The sequence below is a fragment of the Lysinibacillus sp. K60 genome (assembly GCF_019731275.1).
In the GTDB taxonomy this organism is placed as follows: domain Bacteria; phylum Bacillota; class Bacilli; order Bacillales_A; family Planococcaceae; genus Lysinibacillus; species Lysinibacillus capsici.
Genome location: NZ_JAASJR010000004.1, coordinates 296670 through 317857, shown reverse-complemented (window position 1 = coordinate 317857; position 21188 = coordinate 296670). Strand labels below are relative to the sequence as shown.

Sequence of the window (21188 nt, the reverse complement as noted above, 5' to 3'; positions counted from 1 at the left end):
AGTAGCTCAGTTGGTAGTAGCACCTGACTGTTAATCAGGTTGTCGCAGGTTCGAGTCCTGCCTTCGGAGCCATTTTTATTTTGGGGAAGTACTCAAGAGGCTGAAGAGGCGCCCCTGCTAAGGGTGTAGGTCGGGTAACCGGCGCGAGGGTTCAAATCCCTCCTTCTCCGCCATGGGCCCGTTGGTCAAGTGGTTAAGACACCGCCCTTTCACGGCGGTAACACGGGTTCGAATCCCGTACGGGTCATACTAAGTGCAGTAGATGAATTTACATCTACTGCACTTTTTAATTTATTAGATACTTAGATTAATAACATAGCTATATTAAATGAAAGCCTACACAGATTAATCATTCTGTGTAGGCTTATTTTTTCAAATTAACGATTAAATTTTTCGTCCTTTTCCATATGGGATGCAAAGAGGTGTACCAAAGATTGGATCTGTCGTCATTTGGCAATCAAGGTCAAACACATGACTAACTAAATCAGTTGTCATAATTTCTTCTGGTTTCCCTTGACGATAGACACCACGGTCACGCACTGTAATAATATGATCGGCATAGCGACAAGCAAGATTAATATCATGTAATACCATAATGATAGTTCGCTTTTGTTGTTGGTTCAATTCGTACAGTAAATCTAAAACGTCTATTTGATGAGTTAAATCTAAGTATGTCGTAGGCTCGTCTAAAAGAATGATATCTGTATCTTGAGCAAGCGTCATAGCTATCCACGCACGTTGACGTTGTCCTCCTGATAGCTCATCTACTGGTCTATCTTGTAAATGCTCAGTACCTGTAGCTTTTAAAGCATTTAAAACGATTTCTTCATCCTTTTCAGTCCACTGTTGTCGCCAACTTTGGTAAGGATAGCGACCTTGTTTCACAAGTTGTAGGACAGTTAATCCTTCTGGTGCAACAGGAGATTGGGGAAGAATAGAGAGGTTTTTAGCCACTTGTTTTGTTGATAATTTAAAAATATCCTCACCATCTAATAAAACGGAGCCTTTTTTAGGTTTTAATAATCGAGCAATGGAGCGTAAGAGTGTGGATTTAATTTAATTATTGGCAATAAATTACGACAAGAAAAAGATTATGCGAAACTTAGCAAAATTGCTCCAACAGTGTTTTCTGAAACATTACGTGGCGACTGGAAAGAGAATTTTAAATTATTCGCTAAAGCAGTAAATCAAGAAACAAAAGGTGAAGAAGTACTAAAAGCTTACGAAGATAAGTTACAAGCACTGAAAGAAGAGCTTGGAGAACAAACCAACCAAGAAGTTTCATTTGTACGCTTTATGGCCGATAAATCTCGTATCTATTACACAGATTCATTCTCAGGTGTGATTTTTGATGCTTTAGGATTTAAACGTGTTGCAGCGCAAGCAGATTTATTTAAAGATAATGCAAAACTAGGAAACTTAGCGATTGAAGTTGGGAAAGAAGCAATCCCTCAAATGGATGGGGATGTTATTTTCTACTTCACGTACATGCCAACAGGTGATGATTCAGCACTAGCAACTGAACAAGAGTGGACACAAGACCCACTTTGGAAAAACTTAACAGCTGTCCAAAAAGGCAATGCACATAAGGTGGATGATGTCATTTGGAATACGGCTGGAGGCATTTTAGCTGCGAATATTATGCTAGATCAAGTGAAAGAAATCTTTGTTAAATAATTTTCTCATAAACTATACATTTATCGGTGTTTAATAAATGTATAGTTTTTTTATTTCCTAATATATACTCTCCTGGTACTTTTAAGTTAGATAGACTATGATGTAGATATTGACCGTAAATTGAGGGGGATGGCGATGAAGGAAAAATTAAGGTGGGTTTATAATCAGCATTATTTAGAGCAAGACCATATAAAACAAGCAACTGCAATACTTCCATATTTTTCACTAGACCAAGTGAGAAAGATTGGTCAATTTCAGCGTACATATGAGCATTTTGAGAAGACACCACTCCATCATCTTGAGGCACTATCTTCATATATGGGTGTAGAAAAAATCATGATTAAAGATGAATCTTATCGATTTGGTTTAAATGCCTTTAAAGTTTTAGGCGGAATTTATGCAATTGCACAATATGTTGCCAATAAGCTTGGAAGGAATATAGAGGAGCTATCGTTTGAACAGTTAAAAACCCCAGAAGTAAGAGCGCAAGTAGGCAATCCAACATTTATTTCAACGACAGATGGTAATCATGGTCGTGGTGTGGCCTGGGCGGCAAGAGAACTGGGTTTTCAAGCAAGAATATATATGCCAACTGGTAGCTCCGCTGAGCGGTTACTGCATATTAAAAGTGAAGGGGCTTTTGCTGAAATTACGACAATGAATTATGACGATACTGTTCGTTATACCTCACGGCTTGCACAAGAAAATGGCTGGGTCTTGATTCAGGATACGATGTGGGAAGGCTATGAAGAAATTCCATTATGGATTATGCAGGGGTACACAACCCTTGTACAGGAGATTGTTGAACAGATTCAGCAAGCCCCAACACATGTATTTTTGCAAGCTGGTGTGGGGTCCTTTGCCGGAGCAGTAGTAGCATTTTTACAGCAATACTATGAGCAGGAAATTACATTTGTCTTGGTTGAGCCTCATGTCGCTAATTGCTATTATGAAAGCTTTAAGAAAAATACAGATCAATTTGTCACTGTTGGTGGAGAGATGCAAACAATAATGGCAGGTCTTGCTTGTGGTGAACCTAATCCACAGGCTTGGCAAATCTTAAAAACCTTTATAAAAATAAGTATCTCGTGTGAGGAAGAAATAGCAGCAACGGGTATGCGCGTTCTAGGAAATCCTTTAGCTACAGACACCCGCATTATAGCTGGTGAATCAGGAGCGGCGCCATTTGGTTGCTTTTATGAAATAATGACTAATAAACAATATAAGGAATTAAAACATGCCTTGCACCTAAATGAACATGCAAGGGTGCTGTTTATTAATACAGAGGGTGATACAGATAAAGAGAGTTATCGAGAAATAGTATGGCATGGGAAATATGCGAATCAATAGCAAACTAGTGATTTACTAGTTTGCTATTTTTACTTTTGTAAAAGGATATGAAGGTATGATTAAGTTTAATTAAAATTTTTTTATTTTACTCTTGACCTTAACGTTGCGTCAAAGCTTACAGTAGCATTAAGTGGAGGTGATGATATGGAATATACCATTCAGGAGCTTGCTCAACTATCGGGTGTTAGTACAAGAACATTGCGTTATTATGATGAAATTGGATTGCTAAAACCAGCAAGAACCAATGAGGCAGGTTATCGATTTTATGGCCAATGGGAGGTCGATATGTTGCAGCAGATTTTATTTTATCGTGCATTAGATATGAAATTAGCGACAATTCAGACTATTGTTCAAGCACCAAATTTTCAGCATGCTGAGGCGCTCAAAACACATAGAGCTGCTTTGCTTCAACGCAAAGAACAGTTGGAAACGATCTTACAGACAGTAGAAAAAACAATACAATCCATTGAGGAGGAACAACCAATGTCAAATGAAGAAAAATTTAAAGGCTTTAAAGAAAAGTTAATGGAGGATAACGAAAAGCAGTACGGCAAAGAAATCCGTGAGAAATATGGGAATGAAACAGTGGATGCATCCAATGCTAAGCTTATGAACATGACGGAGCAACAATATCAAGCGATGCAACAGCTAGAACAGCAAATGTTTGAACGCTTAGCAGAGGCAATGAAACTTGGAGATGCTGCAAGTGACATTGCGATGGAAGTTGCAGAGTTGCATAAACGCTGGCTCAACTTTACGTGGAAAGAGTATTCCAAAGAGGCACATGCAGGGCTGGCACAAATGTATATTGCTGATGAACGTTTTACAGCTTATTATGATGAACGTGGTGAAACAGGAGCAGCGCAATTTTTGCATGACGCCATTATAGCTTATACAAGTAAGTAAATAGGTCTTCCTTATGCTGACATGTTTTAGAAATCGTAAAATAGGAAAAAATGAAAGCATAAGGAGGAGATTATTGTGGATCAACAAGTAATGCAACAATTAAAAAGACAACTAGAGCAAGAATTACAAGAAATAGAACAACGAATAGAAGAATCAGAGCGACCTCAAGCGACAGAACTATCGAATTATGATAATCATCCAGCTGATAATGCAAGTGATTTAACGGATCAGCTTACAGAAATGGCTATTGATGAGCATCGTGGTGATAATGCTGAAGAAATAAAAGAAGCTCTTCAAGCAATGGCAGACGGTACATATGGCAAGTGTGCAGTCTGTGGTAAAGAAATTCCGATTGGTCGCTTAAAGGCAATGCCGCAAGCTCTGACATGTGTGGAGCATGCTGAAAAGAAAGAAGACAGTTTACGACCAGTGGAAGAAGATGTTCTTTCTTCAACACCAAAATCAGATGATTTTATCGAGCTTGAGGAATTCGGCTCTTCTGATACACCACAGGATAAAATGTAGTCAGCTTTTCCTTACAGAAGCAGTATAATAACTGTAGAGGTGAGGATATGAAGATTATTGATTTACATTGTGATGCGCTTTTAAAGTTAACTACTCTTGAAACGGCAAATTTTGCAGAGGATGTGCGACTACATGCTAATCAAAAAAGATTGCAATTAGGGCAAGTAGAGGCTCAAGTGTTCGCTATCTTTATTGACCCAAAAATCGCGCAAAATTTGCAATTTCTTGAGGTCATGCGCCAAATCGAAGCATTCCATACTCACGTAATACAAACAGAGGGCATGGTGCATATTACAGATTGGGCACAGTTAGATCAATTAGCTCCACACGAAATAGGAGCCATTTTAAGCTTAGAGGGCTGTAGTGCCATTGGCGAAGATTTAACAAAACTGACAGCTGTACTGGATGCAGGAGTGAAATTAGTAGGTTTAACGTGGAATGAAGAAAATGCTGTGGCTCATGGTGCTGAACAGGATGCAACTCTTGGTTTAAAGCCATTTGGTAAAGAAGTTATACAATTATTAAATGAACGCGATATTATTATTGATGTATCTCATCTAAATGAGCAAAGCTTTTGGGATGTTTTGCCGCTTGCAAAGCATATTATTGCAAGCCATAGTAATGCACGTGCACTATGTGATCACCCGCGTAACTTAACAGATGACCAGGCAAAGGCACTTGTAGAGGCGGGAGGACATATCCATGTAGTTTATTTCCCACTCTTTATAGGCAAAGGTGCAACACTAGACCATTTAGTGGGACATGTGGAGCATTTAGCAAAACTGGTAGGTGTGGAGCATATTGGATTAGGCTCCGATTTTGATGGGATTGATCGGACTGTCAGTGGCTTAGCACATGCAGGAGAGGCGCAAAATTTACTAGAGGTATTACGTACACGCTTTTCAGATGAAGAAGTGTATGGTATTGCAAGCAAAAATTTTCGACGCTATGTAAAAAAAGCAGCAACCCGTTAAGGCTGCTGCATCTTAATAAAAGAAATAATGAATTAATAAACCGATTCCTAATAGGAAGCCGAAGAATGTATTTGTTTGCGCTGTATATTTCATCGCAGGCATTACCTCTTTGGCTTCTTTTTTGTCTCGGAAAATTTGAATGGCACGTAATGGTTTTGGAATACTTAGGAAGATGATTAATGCCCAAAAAGTAATGCCATCAACTGCTACAAGAGCAATCACCCATAAATAAGAGACGATAAAAAAGCCTGATAACACGGAAATCGCATTATCACGTCCTACCAAAATAGCTAAAGTTTTTCGTCCGCCTTCTGTATCGCCAACGATATCACGTATATTGTTCGATAGCATAATGGCACCGACTAAAATCATGCTTGGTACAGAGAGCAAGACAGCATCCAGTGTTACTGTAAGCGCTTGAATATAGAAGGCAATTAATACAATGCCCATCCCCATTACTGCGCCAGAAACAATTTCACCAAATGGCGAATAGGCGATTGGGTACGGTCCACCTGTATATAAAAAGCCAATAAGCATACAAACAAGTCCGACAGCAGCTAACCACCAAGATGTTGAGGCACATATGTAAATGCCAAGAAGCATGGCAATAGCATAAAAGCTTAATGCAATCATCATAATTGTCTTTGGCTGTACACCATGACGGACAATCGTTCCGCCAATCCCGACGGAATGCTCGTTATCTAATCCTAATTTGTAATCATAATATTCATTGAACATATTCGTTGCTGCTTGTATAAGCATACTTGCAATGAGCATAGCAAAAAATAGTCCAAAATCAATTGTTTCTTTTTCAATTGCTAAGGCAATTGCTGTTCCTAGGAATACAGGAACAAATGAAGCGGTTAAAGTATGTGGACGTGTTAAATGCCACCAAACTTTAAAACCCCTATCAGCTTCAATGACTTTGGTCATAAGGTCTTTCTCTCCTTCAAATGTTGTCGACTCTTCTTATTTTAAACGAAGATTGAGAAAATGGGTAGGTTCACAGCTTATTACATACTGTTTAATGAAAAAAAGTGATACAATAGAACATGCATTTATGAACTGAAAATAAAAAAGAACGATTAGCAACAGGACGAATCACGTGTTGCCAACCAAAATATGATGTGTTATTTAATCATCATTAAAATTATGTACATTGCAACAACGGAGGTAATTTTCATGCAACAGAAGTGGTACCAAGCCACAGAAGTAGAAGTGGACTCTTTGGGCCAAAGCCTTCATTTTTATATGGAAACAATGGAAGTAAGTCGCCTATCTGCACTGGCGTTTTATGCAGCTGGCGAGGAATGTTATAAAGGTGAACGATTTTATTGGCAAAATAGAGAGAAAACAATGACATTAGTTGGGCTAGGACATGCTCATATTATTCAAAACAACGCTAAAGAAAACCGCTTTGATGCAGTTGAAGCGGAATGGAAAAACATAACGAAAAACTGTCCAAAAGGTCAACAAGAGTTACAACCAATTTTGTTTGGCGGTTTTACATTTGATCCTCAAAATAATGTAGATGGGGAATGGACGGATTTCCCAGAGGCTTATTTTGCATTAGCAACGTTTCAACTGGTGATACGCGATGATAAAGCATATGTGAGTATTCATCTTTTGACACAAGACCAACAGGCTGAGGATCAGTTCGAAGCTTTAAGAAAAGAGCGAGATCATTTAATCCATGCAGCTCAGGTTAAAGAAGTGAAAACGTATACAAAACCTGAAATCACAAGTTATTTTGAACCATATAAAGAACCTTATTTAGCCTCAATCGATCAAGTGACAGCATTAATTAAACAGAAAAAGGCAGATAAGGTGGTCATTGCACGATCACTTGCTTTGCAATTTAAAGAGTATGTATCCGCACCACAAGTACTTTCTCAAATTATTCATGAACAGCCAGAAAGCTATTTATTTGGTTTAGAGCATAGACATTTATTGTTTTTCGGAGCATCACCCGAACGACTTGTGAAGGTAGAAGATGGTCGAGCATTTTCTTCTTGTATTGCTGGCTCAATTAAACGAGGTAAGACTGCAGAGGAAGATGAGGCTTTTGGACAAAGTTTATTAAATGACCCTAAAAATGGCGGAGAACATCAGTATGTTGTGGATATGATTGCGGAAACATTCCGTAAAAATTGTGTGGACATGACGGTGCCAGATAGACCACGCTTGTTAAAAATACGAGATATTCAACATTTGTATACACCTGTTGAAGGTCAGTTAAATCAGGATGCAACAATCTTACAATTGACTAAATCATTACACCCAACACCCGCTTTAGGTGGTGTACCACGCACGGAAGCATTGGCAGCCATCCGTAAATATGAGCCGATGAATCGAGGACTGTATGCTGCGCCAATAGGCTGGCTAGATGCAGAGGGGAACGGTGAATTCGCAGTTGCCATTCGTTCAGCAGCCTTATTAAATGATAAAGCTTATTTATATGCAGGCGGTGGAATCGTCGCAGATTCCGAACCACAATCTGAATATGAAGAAACATTAGTAAAATTCCGTCCAATGCTTCGTGCGCTAGGGGGACAATTACATGAGTGAACGAAAAATACTAACAGATTATGTTTATAAAATGGTCGCATCACTAGTGCAGGCTGGTGTAGAAAACGTTGTCGTTAGCCCAGGCTCACGTTCAACGCCGCTTGCTTATGCGGTTGCATCTACTAAACAAGTAAAAATGTATCGGCAGGTAGACGAGCGCTCAGCAGCATTCTTTGCGCTAGGGCTTGCTAAGGCAACTACTAAGCCTGTGGTTCTTTTATGCACATCTGGTACAGCAGCAGCTAACTATTTTCCTGCGATTGTGGAGGCAAGCTATGCACGTGTACCATTAATTATTATAACAGCTGATCGCCCACATGAATTACGTGAGGTAGGCGCTCCACAGGCTATCAACCAACCCAATTTATATGGTTCACATGTGAAGTGGAGTGTTGATTTTCCGTTAGCAGATGGTGCTGAACCAACATTGCCTTTTATTGAGCGCCATCTTGCTCGTGCGGTAGCCATTGCCACGAGCGCACCTTTTGGACCCGTCCATATTAATGTACCTTTCCGTGAACCACTATTAATTGATTTACAGCAGGAGCTACCAGCAGTGACGTTTAAGCACAGCAGTATGGGACAATTAACCCCAACACGTGTGGATCAACAGGAACTATCCTCTATTATACAATCGACTAAAAGAGGTTTTATGATCATTGGTGAGTTAGCTCTTGGTACAGAATTATCCATTGTTTGGGAATTTGTACGTCAGCTGAAGTGGCCTGTCATTGTTGAAAGTTTATCGAATATGCGTACATCCGTACCAGAGGATTGTTTACCATATATCGTGACAACCTATGATGCCATTATGAAGAGTGATGACTTCAAAGCACTGGTGCAACCAGATACAGTAATCCGAATAGGGGCACAACCAGTCTCGAAGTTTATGATGCAATTTATTACAAAGTCACGACCAAATGCATATGTGATTATCGATGAAGATCCTATGTTCAGAGATGCTACAGGCGTATCTACGCATTTTATTCATGCGAATGTCGATCAATGGCTAACAGAATTAGCTATCACTGAAACAGCTATCGAGGAAACATACTTAGCTGAATGGCAAAAAGCGAATCAGCTTGCTTCTATGTATATTGAGCAATATTCAGAGGTAGAAAAAGATGAAGGGGCTATAGTCAGTCGTTTACTCAAAATGATTCCTGACGGTAGTGATATTTTCGTTAGCAGTAGTATGCCAGTACGAGATATTGATACATTTTTATTGGCTACACCGAAAGATTTACGTGTTTTTGCCAATCGAGGAACGAACGGGATTGATGGTGTTGTATCAACAGCAATCGGTTTCAGTCAAGGAAATAATCGAGAAAGTTATTTACTGATTGGTGATTTAGCTTTTTTACATGATGTGAATGGACTCATTGCTTCCAGATATCAGGAATGTAACTTAACGATTATTGTGATGAATAATGATGGTGGTGGTATTTTTTCTTATTTACCACAGTCAACTGTTGAAGATCACTATGAGGATTTATTTGGCACACCGACAGCCCTCGAATTCCGTGATATTGCACATATGTATAATATGGACTATGTACGTGTCGAAACAATCTCTGAGCTTTCTGAAAAATTTTCAACTTGTAAAAACCATTCTTTACGATTAGTTGAAATATTTACAGATAGAACTGAGAATGTGAATGCACATCGAGGTCTATGGAATCGAATTAATGCGGAGTTAAAAGCATGACAAAGTGGATGATTCGTGGTCTTGAAACCCATGTCGACATATGGAATGAAAACGGTGAATACACAGTCGTTGCCTTACATGGATTTACCGGTAGCTCAGCAACATGGCATAATCTAGCACAAGCTCTACCTCATGTGCGTGTTATTGCGGTTGATTTAATCGGACATGGTCAAACAGCTATTCCACAGCACGTACAGCGTTTTTCTATGGAAGAGCAATTACAGGATTTAGAAGAACTATTTTGCCAGCTTCATTTAGAGAAATTTACACTGCTAGGCTATTCAATGGGTGGAAGAATCGCTTTATCCTATGCCATTTCGTATCCAGCTCGCATACATCAGCTCATTTTAGAAAGTGCTTCTCCTGGCTTGCGAACAATGGAAGAGCAACATGAACGTTGTAAGCGAGATGAAGAACTGGCGCAAAAAATAATGACAAATGGTTTACTGTCCTTTGTCAATGCATGGGAAAGCATCCCGCTTTTTGCTTCACAGCAACGTCTACCTAAAAGGGTAAGAGAAACCATTCGAGAAGAGCGACTTTCACAGAAGGAAGAGGGACTTGCTGGTAGCTTGAGAGGTATCGGGACAGGCGTTCAACCTTCAAATTGGGATAGACTGATGCAACTAGAAATACCTGTCCTGCTAATTACCGGTTCATTGGATGAGAAATTTTGTAAAATTGCACTAGAAATGAAAGCGCTATTAAATACTGTTAAGCATTTAACAGTAAATGACGCTGGACATGCAATTCATGTGGAAAATCCCGCTGAGTTTGCTACAATAGTAGAGGAGTATTTAACGTAATATACGATTACGTTAGCGCCTCGCTAGAAACGAGACGAATTTAATGATATAGGAGGCAATTCAATGACACGTCAATGGACAACATTACATACTTATGAAGACATTAAGTATGAGTTCTATAACGGTATCGCAAAAATTACGATTAACCGTCCAGAAGTGCGTAATGCATTCCGCCCAAAAACGGTAATGGAAATGATTGACGCATTCTCACGTGCACGCGATGATAAAAATATCGGTGTTATTATTCTAACTGGTGAAGGTGAACATGCTTTCTGCTCAGGCGGAGACCAAAAAGTTCGCGGTCACGGTGGCTACGTAGGAGAAGATGAAATTCCACGTCTAAACGTTCTTGATTTACAACGTTTAATCCGTGTAATTCCAAAACCTGTAGTAGCAATGGTAGCTGGCTACGCAATTGGTGGAGGACACGTTTTACATGTTGTCTGTGACTTAACAATTGCAGCTGACAATGCTCGCTTTGGACAAACTGGACCAAAAGTAGGTTCATTCGATGCTGGTTATGGCTCAGGCTATCTTGCTCGTATTATTGGTCATAAAAAGGCACGTGAAATTTGGTACCTATGCCGTCAATACGATGCACAACAAGCACTTGATATGGGCTTAGTCAATACAGTTGTGCCTTATGCGCAATTGGAAGATGAGACAGTTCAATGGTGTGAAGAAATGCTTCAAATGTCACCAACTGCACTACGCTTCTTAAAAGCAGCGATGAATGCAGATACAGATGGTTTAGCAGGTCTTCAACAAATGGCTGGAGATGCTACACTTCTTTACTACACAACTGATGAAGCAAAAGAAGGCCGCGATGCATTCAAAGAAAAACGTCAACCAGATTTCGGTCAATTCCCAAGATTCCCTTGATTAATATAGGGTTGAAAGCTCGTATCTTTTGGAGATACGAGCTTTTTATATGTCTTGAGCAGATTGAGGATAAAAATCTAAAAGTAGGGGATAGAAGCGGCTAAGAGGTGGATAAAATTATTAAAGTAGCGGATAGAACTCAATAGGTGAAGGATAGAGGTTTTCACTAAAAAGCTAGATACTACATGGAGTAATAGACAAACTAGATGGGAAAGCGTTAAGATGTAGGGTGATTGGAGTGACAAAGATGTATCCTAACTGGATTTTACAAAGAGCTTATTTAACACCATTGCGCAAGGCACTTACTTTTAAAAAGCAAAGCTGGACTTTTCAAGAATTAAATAATGAATCGATAAAACGTGCTCGACAATTAGTGACACTCGGTATTCAACAGGGTGATCGAATTGCTATTATGGGGCCAAGTAAGCCTGAGCTTGTGATCATGATGTATGCCTGCATGCATCTGCAATGTGAAATGGTGATGCTTAATCGTAGACTTTCACAGGATGAGTTGGCTTATCAGTTAGAGGATTCAGAGGCTGTAGCCGTATTGGTTGCCGATGAGGATATAGCAAAGCTGCCATCTGAAACAACCTATCATTTATTTTCAGCAATTGAAAAGGGTGCAGAGAGTGCAGTAGATATTGTAAAGGAATGGCCTCTTCATCAAACAACTACGATTATGTATACGTCGGGTACAACAGGCTTTCCAAAAGGGGTTCGCCAAACAGTTGGAAATCATCAGGCTAGTGCCACTGCCTCCGTTTTAAATATTGGGCTGCAGGCGCATGACATTTGGCTATGTGCGGTCCCTTTATTCCATATTAGTGGATTCTCCATTTTAGTGCGTTCTCTGCTATATGGAAATCAAATCTTTTTATATGAGCAATTTGATGTAGAAGCTATCGCACAAAATATTATGGATGGGGATGTCACCCATATGTCTGTTGTAGCGGTGACCTTGGAACGAATTCTACATACGCTAGAGCAACGCAATGCGAAAGCTTCCTCTTATTTTAAGTTAATGCTAGCTGGAGGTGGACCTGTTCCCGTTGATTATTTAGCGAGAGCACATGCTTTAAATTTAGCTGTCGCACAAACGTATGGAATGACTGAAACCTCCTCACAAACTGCCACATTGGCAAGTGAAGATGCTATGCGGAAAATTGGTTCTGCTGGAAAGCCTCTATTTTTTAATCAAATAATGATTGCTGAGCCAAATGCTAAAGGTGAAGGGGAAATTTGCATTCGAGGTCCCCATGTTACACCTGGCTATATTGGACGTTTTGCACAAAAAAATGCAACGAAGGCTGGCTGGCTTCATACAGGTGATATTGGTTATGTGGATGAAGAGGGTTATTTATTCGTCATTGATCGAAGGGCAGATTTAATCATTTCAGGGGGAGAAAATATTTATCCTGCAGAAATAGAAAATGTACTACTTACACACCCAGCTGTCAAAGAGGCGGGTGTATGCGGTATGCCTGATGAACAATGGGGACAGGTACCCATCGCATTTATCGTGTTAAATGAGCAGGTATCTGTTGAGCAACTAAAGGCCTTTTGTTTACAGAAACTTGCTAAATATAAAGTACCTAAAGAAATGATTATTACAGACAGTCTTCCGCGCAATGGTGCGGATAAATTGTTGAGACGGAAATTATTACAGTAAAAACTTTGTGAGAGAAGTCTTCTTAAAAGGAAGGCTTCTTTTTTATTTGAACTTTTAGCATGAAATTAATCATTTATTAACATAATAAAAAAAGAGAGGCATAAACTATTTAGTAAAGGAGAATGACTCATATGAGGAAATATATATATAATGTTGTCATTATATTATTTGTTCTACAAATGAGTCATGTGCAAGTATTTGCAAACTATGAAAAAGAAGATGTAGCAACAGCTCATTCAATTGAAACACTACAATCTCTCATTAATAAAGAAGTTATGCATCTATCATCCGAATTCTCGATTCGTTATACTGGTGACTTAGCCAAGATAAAGGATGAACTAACAGAAATTACTAAAAATGCAATTGAAAACTCTTATATTTATACTAATATTTCTAGTTTCCAATGGAAGTACGAAGGTTATAGCAATAATATCGTCATTGCCTTTGCATTTACGTACCATCTCTCACAAACAGAGGCGTTATTTGTAGAGCAAACTTTGGAAAATATTATTGCACCTATGCATGGATTAAGTGACATAGAAAAACTACAGGCTGCACATGATTTTATTGTATTGTCCGCGGAATACTCTAAGGAAACAGAAGGAAGTCAATATTCTCCTTATACATTATTAACGGAGAATAAGGGCGTCTGTCAGGCATATGCTTTAGTGCTATATAGAATGTTAGAAATGTTGGGCTTTGAGGTACAATATGTACCTGGAAAAGTAGGAGAACAGCTACATGCCTGGGTATTAGTGAAACTTGATCATGCTTGGTATCATATTGATGTGACATGGGATGACCCTTTGCCTGATCGTAAAGGAGAAGTGCGCTATCAATATTTTTTAGTGTCTGATCGCCAATTAGCACAAGATCATACATGGGATTATAAAAATTTCCCTGCTGCAACAAGCGAGAAATATATAGATTTGCAGGAAGAAACAAAAAGACAAAGTTTAGCAACACCTATACAACATCAATTGAATCAAATTATGGGGTTATCAATCATCGAAGAAAATCGGTTAGCCGTACAACCATTAGTGGAACAGCCGATGAAGCTTATTACTCAAAAAACAAATAAACAAGACAATTCAATTCAGTTTAACTTTACGGAGTGGCCACCGATGCTAGTAGAAAGTAGTATAACGGCTTTTGTTGTCCTTCAGCCAAAATTTAAGCATGTAACTAAGCAAAAAGCAATGAAGTGGCTAGGGTCTTTTTATCGAACGGGAAAACGAATGCCACAAGAAAAATACGTCATAATAAAGGAGGTGTCCCAATAGCGGGGCACCTCCTTACTCATATTATTGAACGCTTAAAGCTTTTTCTAATGTTTGAATATTTTTTTGCATCAATGTGAAATAGGTTTCTTTATTTTTTTCATCATCAGCTGTTAATACGCTTAAATTATGCAAGACAAGAGATTCTGCACCAACTTCTTTTTGAATAATCTCTGCTAATTTGGAAGAGACGTTTTGTTCAAATAAAATATAGTGAATGTGCAATTCATTTGCTTTGTCTACAATCTTTGTTAATTCCTTTTGAGATGGCTCATTTTGTGAATTCAAGCCAGCAATCGGCACTTGAGTTAAGCCGTATTGACCTGCAATATAGCCAAATGCAGCATGGGATACAAAGAATGTTTTATTTTGTGCTTTGTCAGTCATTGCTTTGAAATCTTGATCTAAATCCTGCATTTCTTTTACTAACGCATCATAATTTGTGTTAAAAGTTGCCTCCTGTGCTGGCATTTTTTCAACTAGTGTGTTTTTAATAGCCAGTGCTAAGTCTTGACTAATTGTAGGAGATAACCAAACATGCGGATCGATATCCCCATGCTCATGCTCATCATGTCCATGTTCTTCAGCTTCATGTTCATGATTGTCCTCTGCTGTACCGTGCTCATGCTCATCATGTGCGTCTACTTCATGTTCTTCATCTTCTGCATGAACATGTCCTGTGCTTACAGCTAATTTTTCATCTGAAACTTCATCAGCAGTTGCCACCATTGTGACATCTTCGTTCGCTAAAGTTTTTTTAGCGTTTTCTACAAAGCCTTCAAGTCCTAAGCCAATATAGAAAAAGATATCAGCATCTGCTAATTTCATCATATCTTTTTGAGTTGGCTCGAAGGTATGTTCATTCGCACCAGCTGGGTATATAGAAGCTACTTCAACATAATCTCCACCAATCCGCTGTGCAAAATAGCTTAACGGATAAACCGTTGTATAAATACTTAATTTATCTTTTTTCTCAGTCTTTTGGGATGTGGACGATTTGTCTCCACAAGCGGCAGTAAATAAAGCAAGAACTGCGACTAACAGTAATACATATAGTTTTTTCATATAAGTAAGATACCTCTCTTAAATAGTAATCATTACGATTTATTTTTTAGAACAGTTATTATGATAACGCACAACTTAAAAAAGTACAAGAAAAAAATGCCCTCCGAAATTAATTCTTTTTCGAAGGCCATTTTTCAGGCACAGGATCAAAGCCACCAGGATGAAATGGATGGCATTTGGATATACGTGTAATGGTTAAGAGGAAGCCTTTGAATCCACCGTGCTTTTGAAAAGCTTCGAGCCCATAAGAAGAACAGGTAGGATGAAAACGACACGTAGGTGGCGTCATAGGTGAAATAAATTTTCTATAAAACTGGATGAGCCAAATAAAGGGGTATTTCATCGTTGCTCTTCCTTTTGCTGAGACGTAAGTTGTTCAGGCTTTGGATCAATTGTTTGTGTAAAAATATTATTTTTTTTCTTCATAATGATAATGACAGAAACACCAAACATTAGCATCATCATCGCAATCATAATGATAATTGGTAAAGGTACGCCCATTTCTTTCACTCCAAATTCAGTAATGGTATTTAATTTTCCTCTTGATGATAGCTTTGCTTCGGTTTTTCATCAACAGTATGTTTAAAGGCATAGGCACGGTTGACACTGATAATTGTCGCAATGGTGATTAAAATAACGATGATAACTGCGACTATTAAGAGCGTAGTTAAACTCATAGTATTCACTCCGTTCTTTATTCATCATACCTATTATAAATTATCTGGTCCTATTAATTGTGAAGGAAGTTTGACATAAAAGCGAATAAAACAACACCTATCACTCCATACTATGGAAAAAGGAGTGAATCGTAAAGATGGATCGTCAGCGCGTATATTTTTCACTTGCCAATAGAACGTATTATACCAACCCATATGCAGGCCCATGGAATTTCGAACTCAATGTAGATCGACAAGCATTAGATGTGTTTGAGAGAATCTTTCAGCAAATGCAACTGTTGGAAATTTCGAATGCATGGCGTGCACAGTTACCGTATTTACAGTATCACCTAGATAGAGAAAATGATGAAATAGATAAAAGATTAATGAAAATCTATGCACTTGTTCATGAATATGGAGATGATGATACGAAGGCATTCGTTGAGCAGCTTCCTTATTTCAATAAGCGTGTCTAGCGAATAGGGGAAAAGGTCACTGAATCAGAAGTGACCTTTTCTTCTATTAACAAATGGCTTTTAAAATTGTAAAAACCGCTTCTCGAGGGACGATGATGGGGATAGTGAGTTGATCTTTAATCATGTTTTTCATTGTTGTGGAATAGCCCATACAATCAAGAATAAGCAAATCAGCTCCTTGCTCTTCTAATTGTTGTGCTTTTGACAATAAATGTTGGTTATCAAAGTGATATGGGGAGCTTGGTGAAAAAGTTACATCGAACTGTGCTTTTTGCCATTTCTCTGCAACCGATTGTTGTTGTTCGGGTTCGGGACCTATTAAACCAATGGCTAATTCTGTATGTAAGCCCTTCACTAAATTAGTCATCATACGATCAGGTAATAAAAGATTTTTATAGGATAATTTATTCGCAAAATCTCCTGTACACATAAGTAGTATCCAAGTGAATTCATGTAGATCATCAATGCAGCTTTGAATATAAGGCATGAGCTTTTGTTTACTGAGCTTTACTTGTCGACCATTGGTAAGAAGTGTTACTAAAACATCTGAGTCCTCACAAGAAGGCGAAAGTGTAGCAATTTCCTCTGAGGAAAGTGAATCCAGTACACCGAATTCATGAACATGTAAACCTGCTTCTCTTAATTGCTGTATATCCTCTGCCATATCTTTACGTGGTGCCTGACCAATTGTTACAACGGCAATTTTCGAATGTTGCATTGCGCTCACTCCGCTTCGTAATATTTTTGTCCATTTACATAAGTTTGTAAAACCTTTGCTTCTGTTTCAAAAATAGGGTGCGACCAAACAACAAAATCAGCATCTTTGCCTTCCTCAAGGCTACCAATGCGGTGATCTAGCTGTACAAGCTTAGCTGCATTGATCGTAATGCTTTTGAGGGCTGTGTCTTCATCTAAACCATAACGAATCGCTTCTGTGGCACAATACTTTAAGTATTGAATTGGTACAAATGGATGATCTGTCATGATAGCAAACGGAATATTATGTTCTTTAAAAATGCCAGCAATTGCTGGTGTAGAATGACGCGTTTCGTATTTAGATGGCGTTAACATATAAGGACCAAGCGTTGCATGGAATCCACTTTCTTTAACGGCATCCACAATGAGATAGCCTTCTGTGCAGTGTTCTAAATGAAGCTTCACATTAAATTCTTTGGCAATTCTAATTGCTGTCATAATGTCATCTGCTCTATGGCAGTGAAGGCGAAGTGGCATGTCCCCTCGAAGAACCTCAATAAACGGGCGTAACTCAGCATTTTGTTTAATTTGCTCAGTTTGTTGTTGTTCATTGAGTTGACTTGCACGTTGGAAACCATCTCGTAAAAGCTGTGCAATGGCCATGCGAGTCATCGGCTTGCGCTTATACTGATTGCCAAAGACGTTTTTCGGATTTTCCCCTAGGGCCCCCTTTAAACCGCTCCGCTCTACTAAAACACGAGAGGAAAGGGTAGGCCCTGCTGTTTTAAGAATGCTCCAAATGCCACCAATGACATTGGCACTACCTGGCCCAGTTTGTACAGTGGTTACGCCACCTTCTAACGCATGTTGAAAAGAAAAGTGTCGGATATCTACACTGTCTAAAGCGTGCATAAGAGGTGTAAAGGGTTCGCTATATTCATTGGCATCATTAATGTCTTCAGTGACTTCAGCCCATGTTCCAACATGGGCATGAATATCAATTAACCCTGGTGTAACATAAGCTCCCTGTAGATCAACTAGCTCTGCTTGTGAGGGGAATTCTTTGGCTGGTCCAATATAGACAATACGCCCATCTTCGATCCATAACTGTTCACAAGTATCGTTCTGCTCATTGACTGTAAGAAACTTCGCATGATGATAAATAATCATTGTGTAAACCCTTCTTCCCGTGCATAAACTTTTGTTCCTTTAATATAGGTTGCGATAACCTGGGCGTCTAAATTTAATGGATGCTTATCCCAAATAACAAAATCAGCAAGAAGACCATCACGAATAGCACCTGTTTTATGGGCGATCCCTAGAAAACTTGCAGCCCCTGTTGTGAGAGCGTATAGCACGTCCTGGCGTGCCATACCTTCTCTTACAGCTAAGCAACCTTCTAATGTTAGATGAGAGGTGCTACTAACAGGATGATCCGTACAAAAAACGAATGGAATATTGTTCTTAAACAGTTGATGATACAGTTTGGGTGATAGTGCCATCATCTCATTGTGTTCAATATATCGAAATGTGGGACCAGCTATAACCGTATTAAAGGATGTTTCATGAAGGAATGTAACTTCAGTGCCATGGATAATATGAAAATCAAAAATTGACCCAAATTCTTGTTGAAGGCGGCTAACGAATTCAAGATCAACGGCTTTGTGAGCTCGAATAACGATTTTCGTAATGGACGGCTCTTGTTGCTGAATTTGTTGTAATGTTTCTCTTAAAATTTTAGCAATGCCCATACGTGTGAGTGGTTTTTTCTTTTCAGCGAAAAATGTACTTTTTGCCTGATGTCCAATAGAGAAGGAATAAGCCACATCTTTTGAAATAACCATTTCATCAACCGTTGTATGTGTATGATGTATAATAGCCGTTTTTGCACCTATCAAGCTTTTAGGTGAGGGAACAATATGAGATGCCGTCACCCCATGAGAAACAGCTTTTTGAAAAGCAGTATCAAATGGGTATATGCCATCAACTACAGAATATTGCAGATGTGAGTCAAATTCATAGCTATCATCTCCTTCCCAACGAATCCCTATTTCAGCTAGACCGATTTGTGAGCAGCTATCGATAAAACCTGGTGTAATATAGTATCCATCTAAATCCAACTCTGTTTCAGGTGAATTAGTAGCGGGTTCAAAGTATTGCCCTTGTACTTGAAAAGATTGCTTATTAAAGCTACGAGTCTCAGAATTAAAAACAAGTCCATTTATATAGCGTGTCATCGGATCAAATCTCTCCTTATGAAGAGAAAAGCGGAGACTGGTATCTCCACTTTTCAAGTTTAATTATTTTGTAATGGATACGTTTGTGCCATTTGGATGGACAATTTGTACGGAGTTATCAGCAGAAACCTCAAAGCCCTGTACTTTTTTGTTTACACCTGCAACAGTTTGTGTTGCCTCTAATTCAATACGTGGAACATCAGCTAAAATCAACTTTAATGCTTCTTGGTATAATTTTGCACGTTCTTCTTGCACCACTGTTTCTGATACGGCACGTTCTAATAATTTATCCACTTCTGGATTGCTGTAGCCTTTACCATTTCCTAACGCACCAATTTGATTTGTGTGGAATAATTGATAAAGGAAGAAATAAGGATCTGGGTACCAAGTCCAGCCACCAATATTCATTGGCGCATTACCCTTTGCCACAGTATCACTGTAAGTACCCCATTCAAGCACTTTTATTTCCACATCAATATTTAAGTTCTTCTTTAACTGACTTTGGAAAATCGTTGCGTAAGGAACACGTGCTTCTGATACAAAAATCTCTGTCTTGAACCCATCAGCATAACCAGCCTCTGCTAGTAATTTTTTTGCTTCTTCTGGATTATACTTTGGTACCATATCAACTAACGATTGATCATATCCCCATGAACCTGGTGGTAATGGTAAATAAGAAACATCGCCGCCACCCCATTGGTTAACGCCAGAAATAATTTCCTCTACATTTGTTGCCATATAAATTGCTTCACGAACGCGCTTGTCAGCAGTTGGACCTACTTTGTTATTAAGATCAAGATAAACAATAGATAGACCTGGATTTGTTAAAAGCTCAAGGTTACTATCTTGATTGATGATTTCTCGGTTTTGACCTTTAACATCCATGGCAATATCAATATCACCAGAACGTAATGCGTTTGTCATCATATTTTGATCGGAGATAAATTTCATTGTTAAGTTATCGATATTCGGCTTATCGCCCCAGTAATTACCGTGACGAACTAATTTTACCTCTTGGTCTTTTTTCCATTCAGTTAGTTGGAATGGACCTGTACCAACAAAGTGTTCAGAAAAATTATCGCCCCATCCTTCAACCTCTTCTTTTGGAATAATAATATTCCCTGCATCCGTTAGCATAGCAAGTAGGGCAGCATTCGGTGTAGCTAAGTGAATCTCTACCTCATAATCCGATAACACTTTCACTTCTGTCACACCACTTAAACGATTCATAGCAGATTCTTTAGCAGAGCGTTCTAAAGAGTATTTCACATCTTCAGCTGTCATTTCACGGCCATCCTGATACTGACCTTTTTGGAATTTAACACCTTCGCGTAATTTGAATGTGTAGACTAACATATCCTCTGATACATTCCATTCTGTTGCTAACGATGGGATGATATCAGATAGATCTTTGTTATAAACAACTAACGTATCACCCATTTGACGCATTACCTGTGATTCATAAACCCCTGTATATTTGATCGGATCAAACGTTTTTGCATTGGCTGACAGACCGACATTTAATGTGCCTCCAGAAGTAGCTTCTCCCTCTTTTTCATCCGTTGAAGTACTTTTCTCATTGTTTCCACCACAAGCTGCTAAAACACCAATTAGTAAAGTTAAAAAGAGTAGTAGTAAAGACTTTCTTACGTTTAATTTCTTCATATGCACTAGCCTCCTTAGTTTTTGTTTCACAATATGAACCGTTGA

20 protein-coding genes, 2 tRNA genes and 2 pseudogenes are annotated in these 21188 nt (G+C 38.8%); 14 read left to right on the top strand and 10 right to left on the bottom strand.

Features of this window, described 5'->3' with window-relative positions; translation table 11 throughout:
- Positions 1–82: 82 nt before the first annotated feature.
- Together HCH28_RS11835 and HCH28_RS11830 are read left to right on the top strand one after the other, a co-directional pair.
- Positions 83–173, top strand: a tRNA-Ser gene (locus HCH28_RS11835).
- Between the two features lie 2 nt (positions 174–175).
- Positions 176–247: transfer RNA gene (locus HCH28_RS11830), tRNA-Glu, on the top strand.
- Positions 248–384: 137 nt separating this feature from the next.
- On the opposite strand, the pseudogene HCH28_RS11825 reads toward HCH28_RS11830, so the two are convergent.
- Positions 385–1053 (bottom strand): annotated as a pseudogene (locus HCH28_RS11825) (ABC transporter ATP-binding protein); the annotation flags it as partial.
- Here HCH28_RS11825 and HCH28_RS11820 point away from each other — a divergent pair.
- From HCH28_RS11820 to HCH28_RS11800, 5 genes and pseudogenes are all read left to right on the top strand, one after another.
- A pseudogene (locus HCH28_RS11820) lies at positions 1054–1677 on the top strand (ABC transporter substrate-binding protein); the annotation flags it as partial.
- Positions 1678–1812: 135 nt separating this feature from the next.
- Positions 1813–3027, top strand: a complete 1215-nt coding sequence (locus HCH28_RS11815) for a diaminopropionate ammonia-lyase (protein WP_221681083.1) — start codon at positions 1813–1815, stop codon at positions 3025–3027.
- Positions 3028–3171: 144 nt separating this feature from the next.
- A complete protein-coding gene (locus tag HCH28_RS11810; protein WP_221681082.1) occupies positions 3172–3933 on the top strand; it encodes a MerR family transcriptional regulator in 762 nt (253 codons plus the stop codon).
- 75 nt (positions 3934–4008) lie between these two features.
- Positions 4009–4458, top strand: coding sequence for a TraR/DksA C4-type zinc finger protein (locus HCH28_RS11805; RefSeq protein ID WP_221681081.1), 450 nt, complete (start codon positions 4009–4011; stop codon positions 4456–4458).
- A 47-nt stretch (positions 4459–4505) separates the two neighbouring features.
- A complete protein-coding gene (locus tag HCH28_RS11800; RefSeq protein WP_221681080.1) occupies positions 4506–5432 on the top strand; it encodes a dipeptidase in 927 nt (308 codons plus the stop codon).
- A gap of 12 nt (positions 5433–5444) precedes the next feature.
- Here the strand turns inward: HCH28_RS11800 and HCH28_RS11795 are convergent, their stop codons facing one another.
- On the bottom strand, positions 5445–6365 hold the full coding sequence (locus HCH28_RS11795) for a 1,4-dihydroxy-2-naphthoate polyprenyltransferase (protein WP_036078494.1): 921 nt from the start codon (positions 6363–6365) through the stop codon (positions 5445–5447).
- Between the two features lie 249 nt (positions 6366–6614).
- On the opposite strand from HCH28_RS11795, the gene HCH28_RS11790 reads away from it, so the two are divergent.
- The 6 genes from HCH28_RS11790 to HCH28_RS11765 all read left to right on the top strand — a co-directional run bounded on the left by HCH28_RS11790 (position 6615) and on the right by HCH28_RS11765 (position 14351).
- The gene (locus tag HCH28_RS11790) at positions 6615–8000 is read left to right on the top strand and encodes an isochorismate synthase (protein ID WP_221681079.1); all 1386 of its coding nucleotides are present in this window, start codon (positions 6615–6617) and stop codon (positions 7998–8000) included.
- Complete coding sequence (gene menD / locus HCH28_RS11785; RefSeq protein ID WP_221681078.1) at positions 7993–9708, top strand: 2-succinyl-5-enolpyruvyl-6-hydroxy-3-cyclohexene-1-carboxylic-acid synthase; 1716 nt, start codon at positions 7993–7995, stop codon at positions 9706–9708. The genes HCH28_RS11790 and menD overlap by 8 nt, the downstream gene beginning before the upstream one ends.
- Positions 9705–10514 (top strand): 2-succinyl-6-hydroxy-2,4-cyclohexadiene-1-carboxylate synthase, encoded by an 810-nt coding sequence (menH, locus tag HCH28_RS11780; RefSeq protein ID WP_221681077.1) that lies wholly within the window; start codon positions 9705–9707, stop codon positions 10512–10514. Before menD ends, menH begins: the two co-directional genes overlap by 4 nt.
- Positions 10515–10577: 63 nt before the next feature.
- Positions 10578–11396: a 1,4-dihydroxy-2-naphthoyl-CoA synthase gene (gene menB, locus HCH28_RS11775; RefSeq protein ID WP_004225917.1), complete on the top strand. Its 819-nt coding sequence runs from the start codon at positions 10578–10580 to the stop codon at positions 11394–11396.
- Between the two features lie 247 nt (positions 11397–11643).
- A complete protein-coding gene (locus HCH28_RS11770; protein WP_221681097.1) occupies positions 11644–13068 on the top strand; it encodes an o-succinylbenzoate--CoA ligase in 1425 nt (474 codons plus the stop codon).
- A gap of 131 nt (positions 13069–13199) precedes the next feature.
- A complete protein-coding gene (locus tag HCH28_RS11765) occupies positions 13200–14351 on the top strand; it encodes a transglutaminase domain-containing protein (protein ID WP_221681076.1) in 1152 nt (383 codons plus the stop codon).
- A 21-nt stretch (positions 14352–14372) separates the two neighbouring features.
- On the opposite strand, the gene HCH28_RS11760 is transcribed toward HCH28_RS11765, so the two are convergent.
- The 4 genes from HCH28_RS11760 to ytzI form a co-directional block, all read right to left on the bottom strand.
- The gene (locus tag HCH28_RS11760; protein WP_221681075.1) at positions 14373–15413 is read right to left on the bottom strand and encodes a metal ABC transporter solute-binding protein, Zn/Mn family; all 1041 of its coding nucleotides are present in this window, start codon (positions 15411–15413) and stop codon (positions 14373–14375) included.
- Positions 15414–15522: 109 nt separating this feature from the next.
- On the bottom strand, positions 15523–15756 hold the full coding sequence (yidD, locus tag HCH28_RS11755) for a membrane protein insertion efficiency factor YidD (protein WP_221681074.1): 234 nt from the start codon (positions 15754–15756) through the stop codon (positions 15523–15525).
- Positions 15753–15914: a hypothetical protein gene (locus HCH28_RS11750; protein WP_016992522.1), complete on the bottom strand. Its 162-nt coding sequence runs from the start codon at positions 15912–15914 to the stop codon at positions 15753–15755. The genes yidD and HCH28_RS11750 overlap by 4 nt, the downstream gene beginning before the upstream one ends.
- Before the next feature lie 29 nt (positions 15915–15943).
- Positions 15944–16090 carry a YtzI protein gene (ytzI, locus tag HCH28_RS11745; RefSeq protein ID WP_221681073.1) on the bottom strand — a complete coding sequence of 49 codons (147 nt, stop codon included), beginning with the start codon at positions 16088–16090 and terminating at the stop codon, positions 15944–15946.
- A 137-nt stretch (positions 16091–16227) separates the two neighbouring features.
- On the opposite strand from ytzI, the gene HCH28_RS11740 reads away from it, so the two are divergent.
- A complete protein-coding gene (locus HCH28_RS11740; RefSeq protein WP_221681072.1) occupies positions 16228–16545 on the top strand; it encodes a transposase in 318 nt (105 codons plus the stop codon).
- A 46-nt stretch (positions 16546–16591) separates the two neighbouring features.
- Here the strand turns inward: HCH28_RS11740 and HCH28_RS11735 are convergent, their stop codons facing one another.
- From HCH28_RS11735 to HCH28_RS11720, 4 genes are all read right to left on the bottom strand, one after another.
- Entirely contained in the window at positions 16592–17263 is a 672-nt protein-coding gene (locus HCH28_RS11735; RefSeq protein WP_221681071.1) for an AroM family protein, read from the bottom strand.
- A gap of 5 nt (positions 17264–17268) precedes the next feature.
- Positions 17269–18411 carry an amidohydrolase gene (locus tag HCH28_RS11730; RefSeq protein WP_221681070.1) on the bottom strand — a complete coding sequence of 381 codons (1143 nt, stop codon included), beginning with the start codon at positions 18409–18411 and terminating at the stop codon, positions 17269–17271.
- A complete protein-coding gene (locus tag HCH28_RS11725; protein ID WP_221681069.1) occupies positions 18408–19478 on the bottom strand; it encodes an amidohydrolase family protein in 1071 nt (356 codons plus the stop codon). The genes HCH28_RS11730 and HCH28_RS11725 overlap by 4 nt, the downstream gene beginning before the upstream one ends.
- A 63-nt stretch (positions 19479–19541) precedes the next feature.
- On the bottom strand, positions 19542–21143 hold the full coding sequence (locus tag HCH28_RS11720; RefSeq protein WP_221681068.1) for an ABC transporter substrate-binding protein: 1602 nt from the start codon (positions 21141–21143) through the stop codon (positions 19542–19544).
- Positions 21144–21188 lie beyond the last annotated feature (45 nt).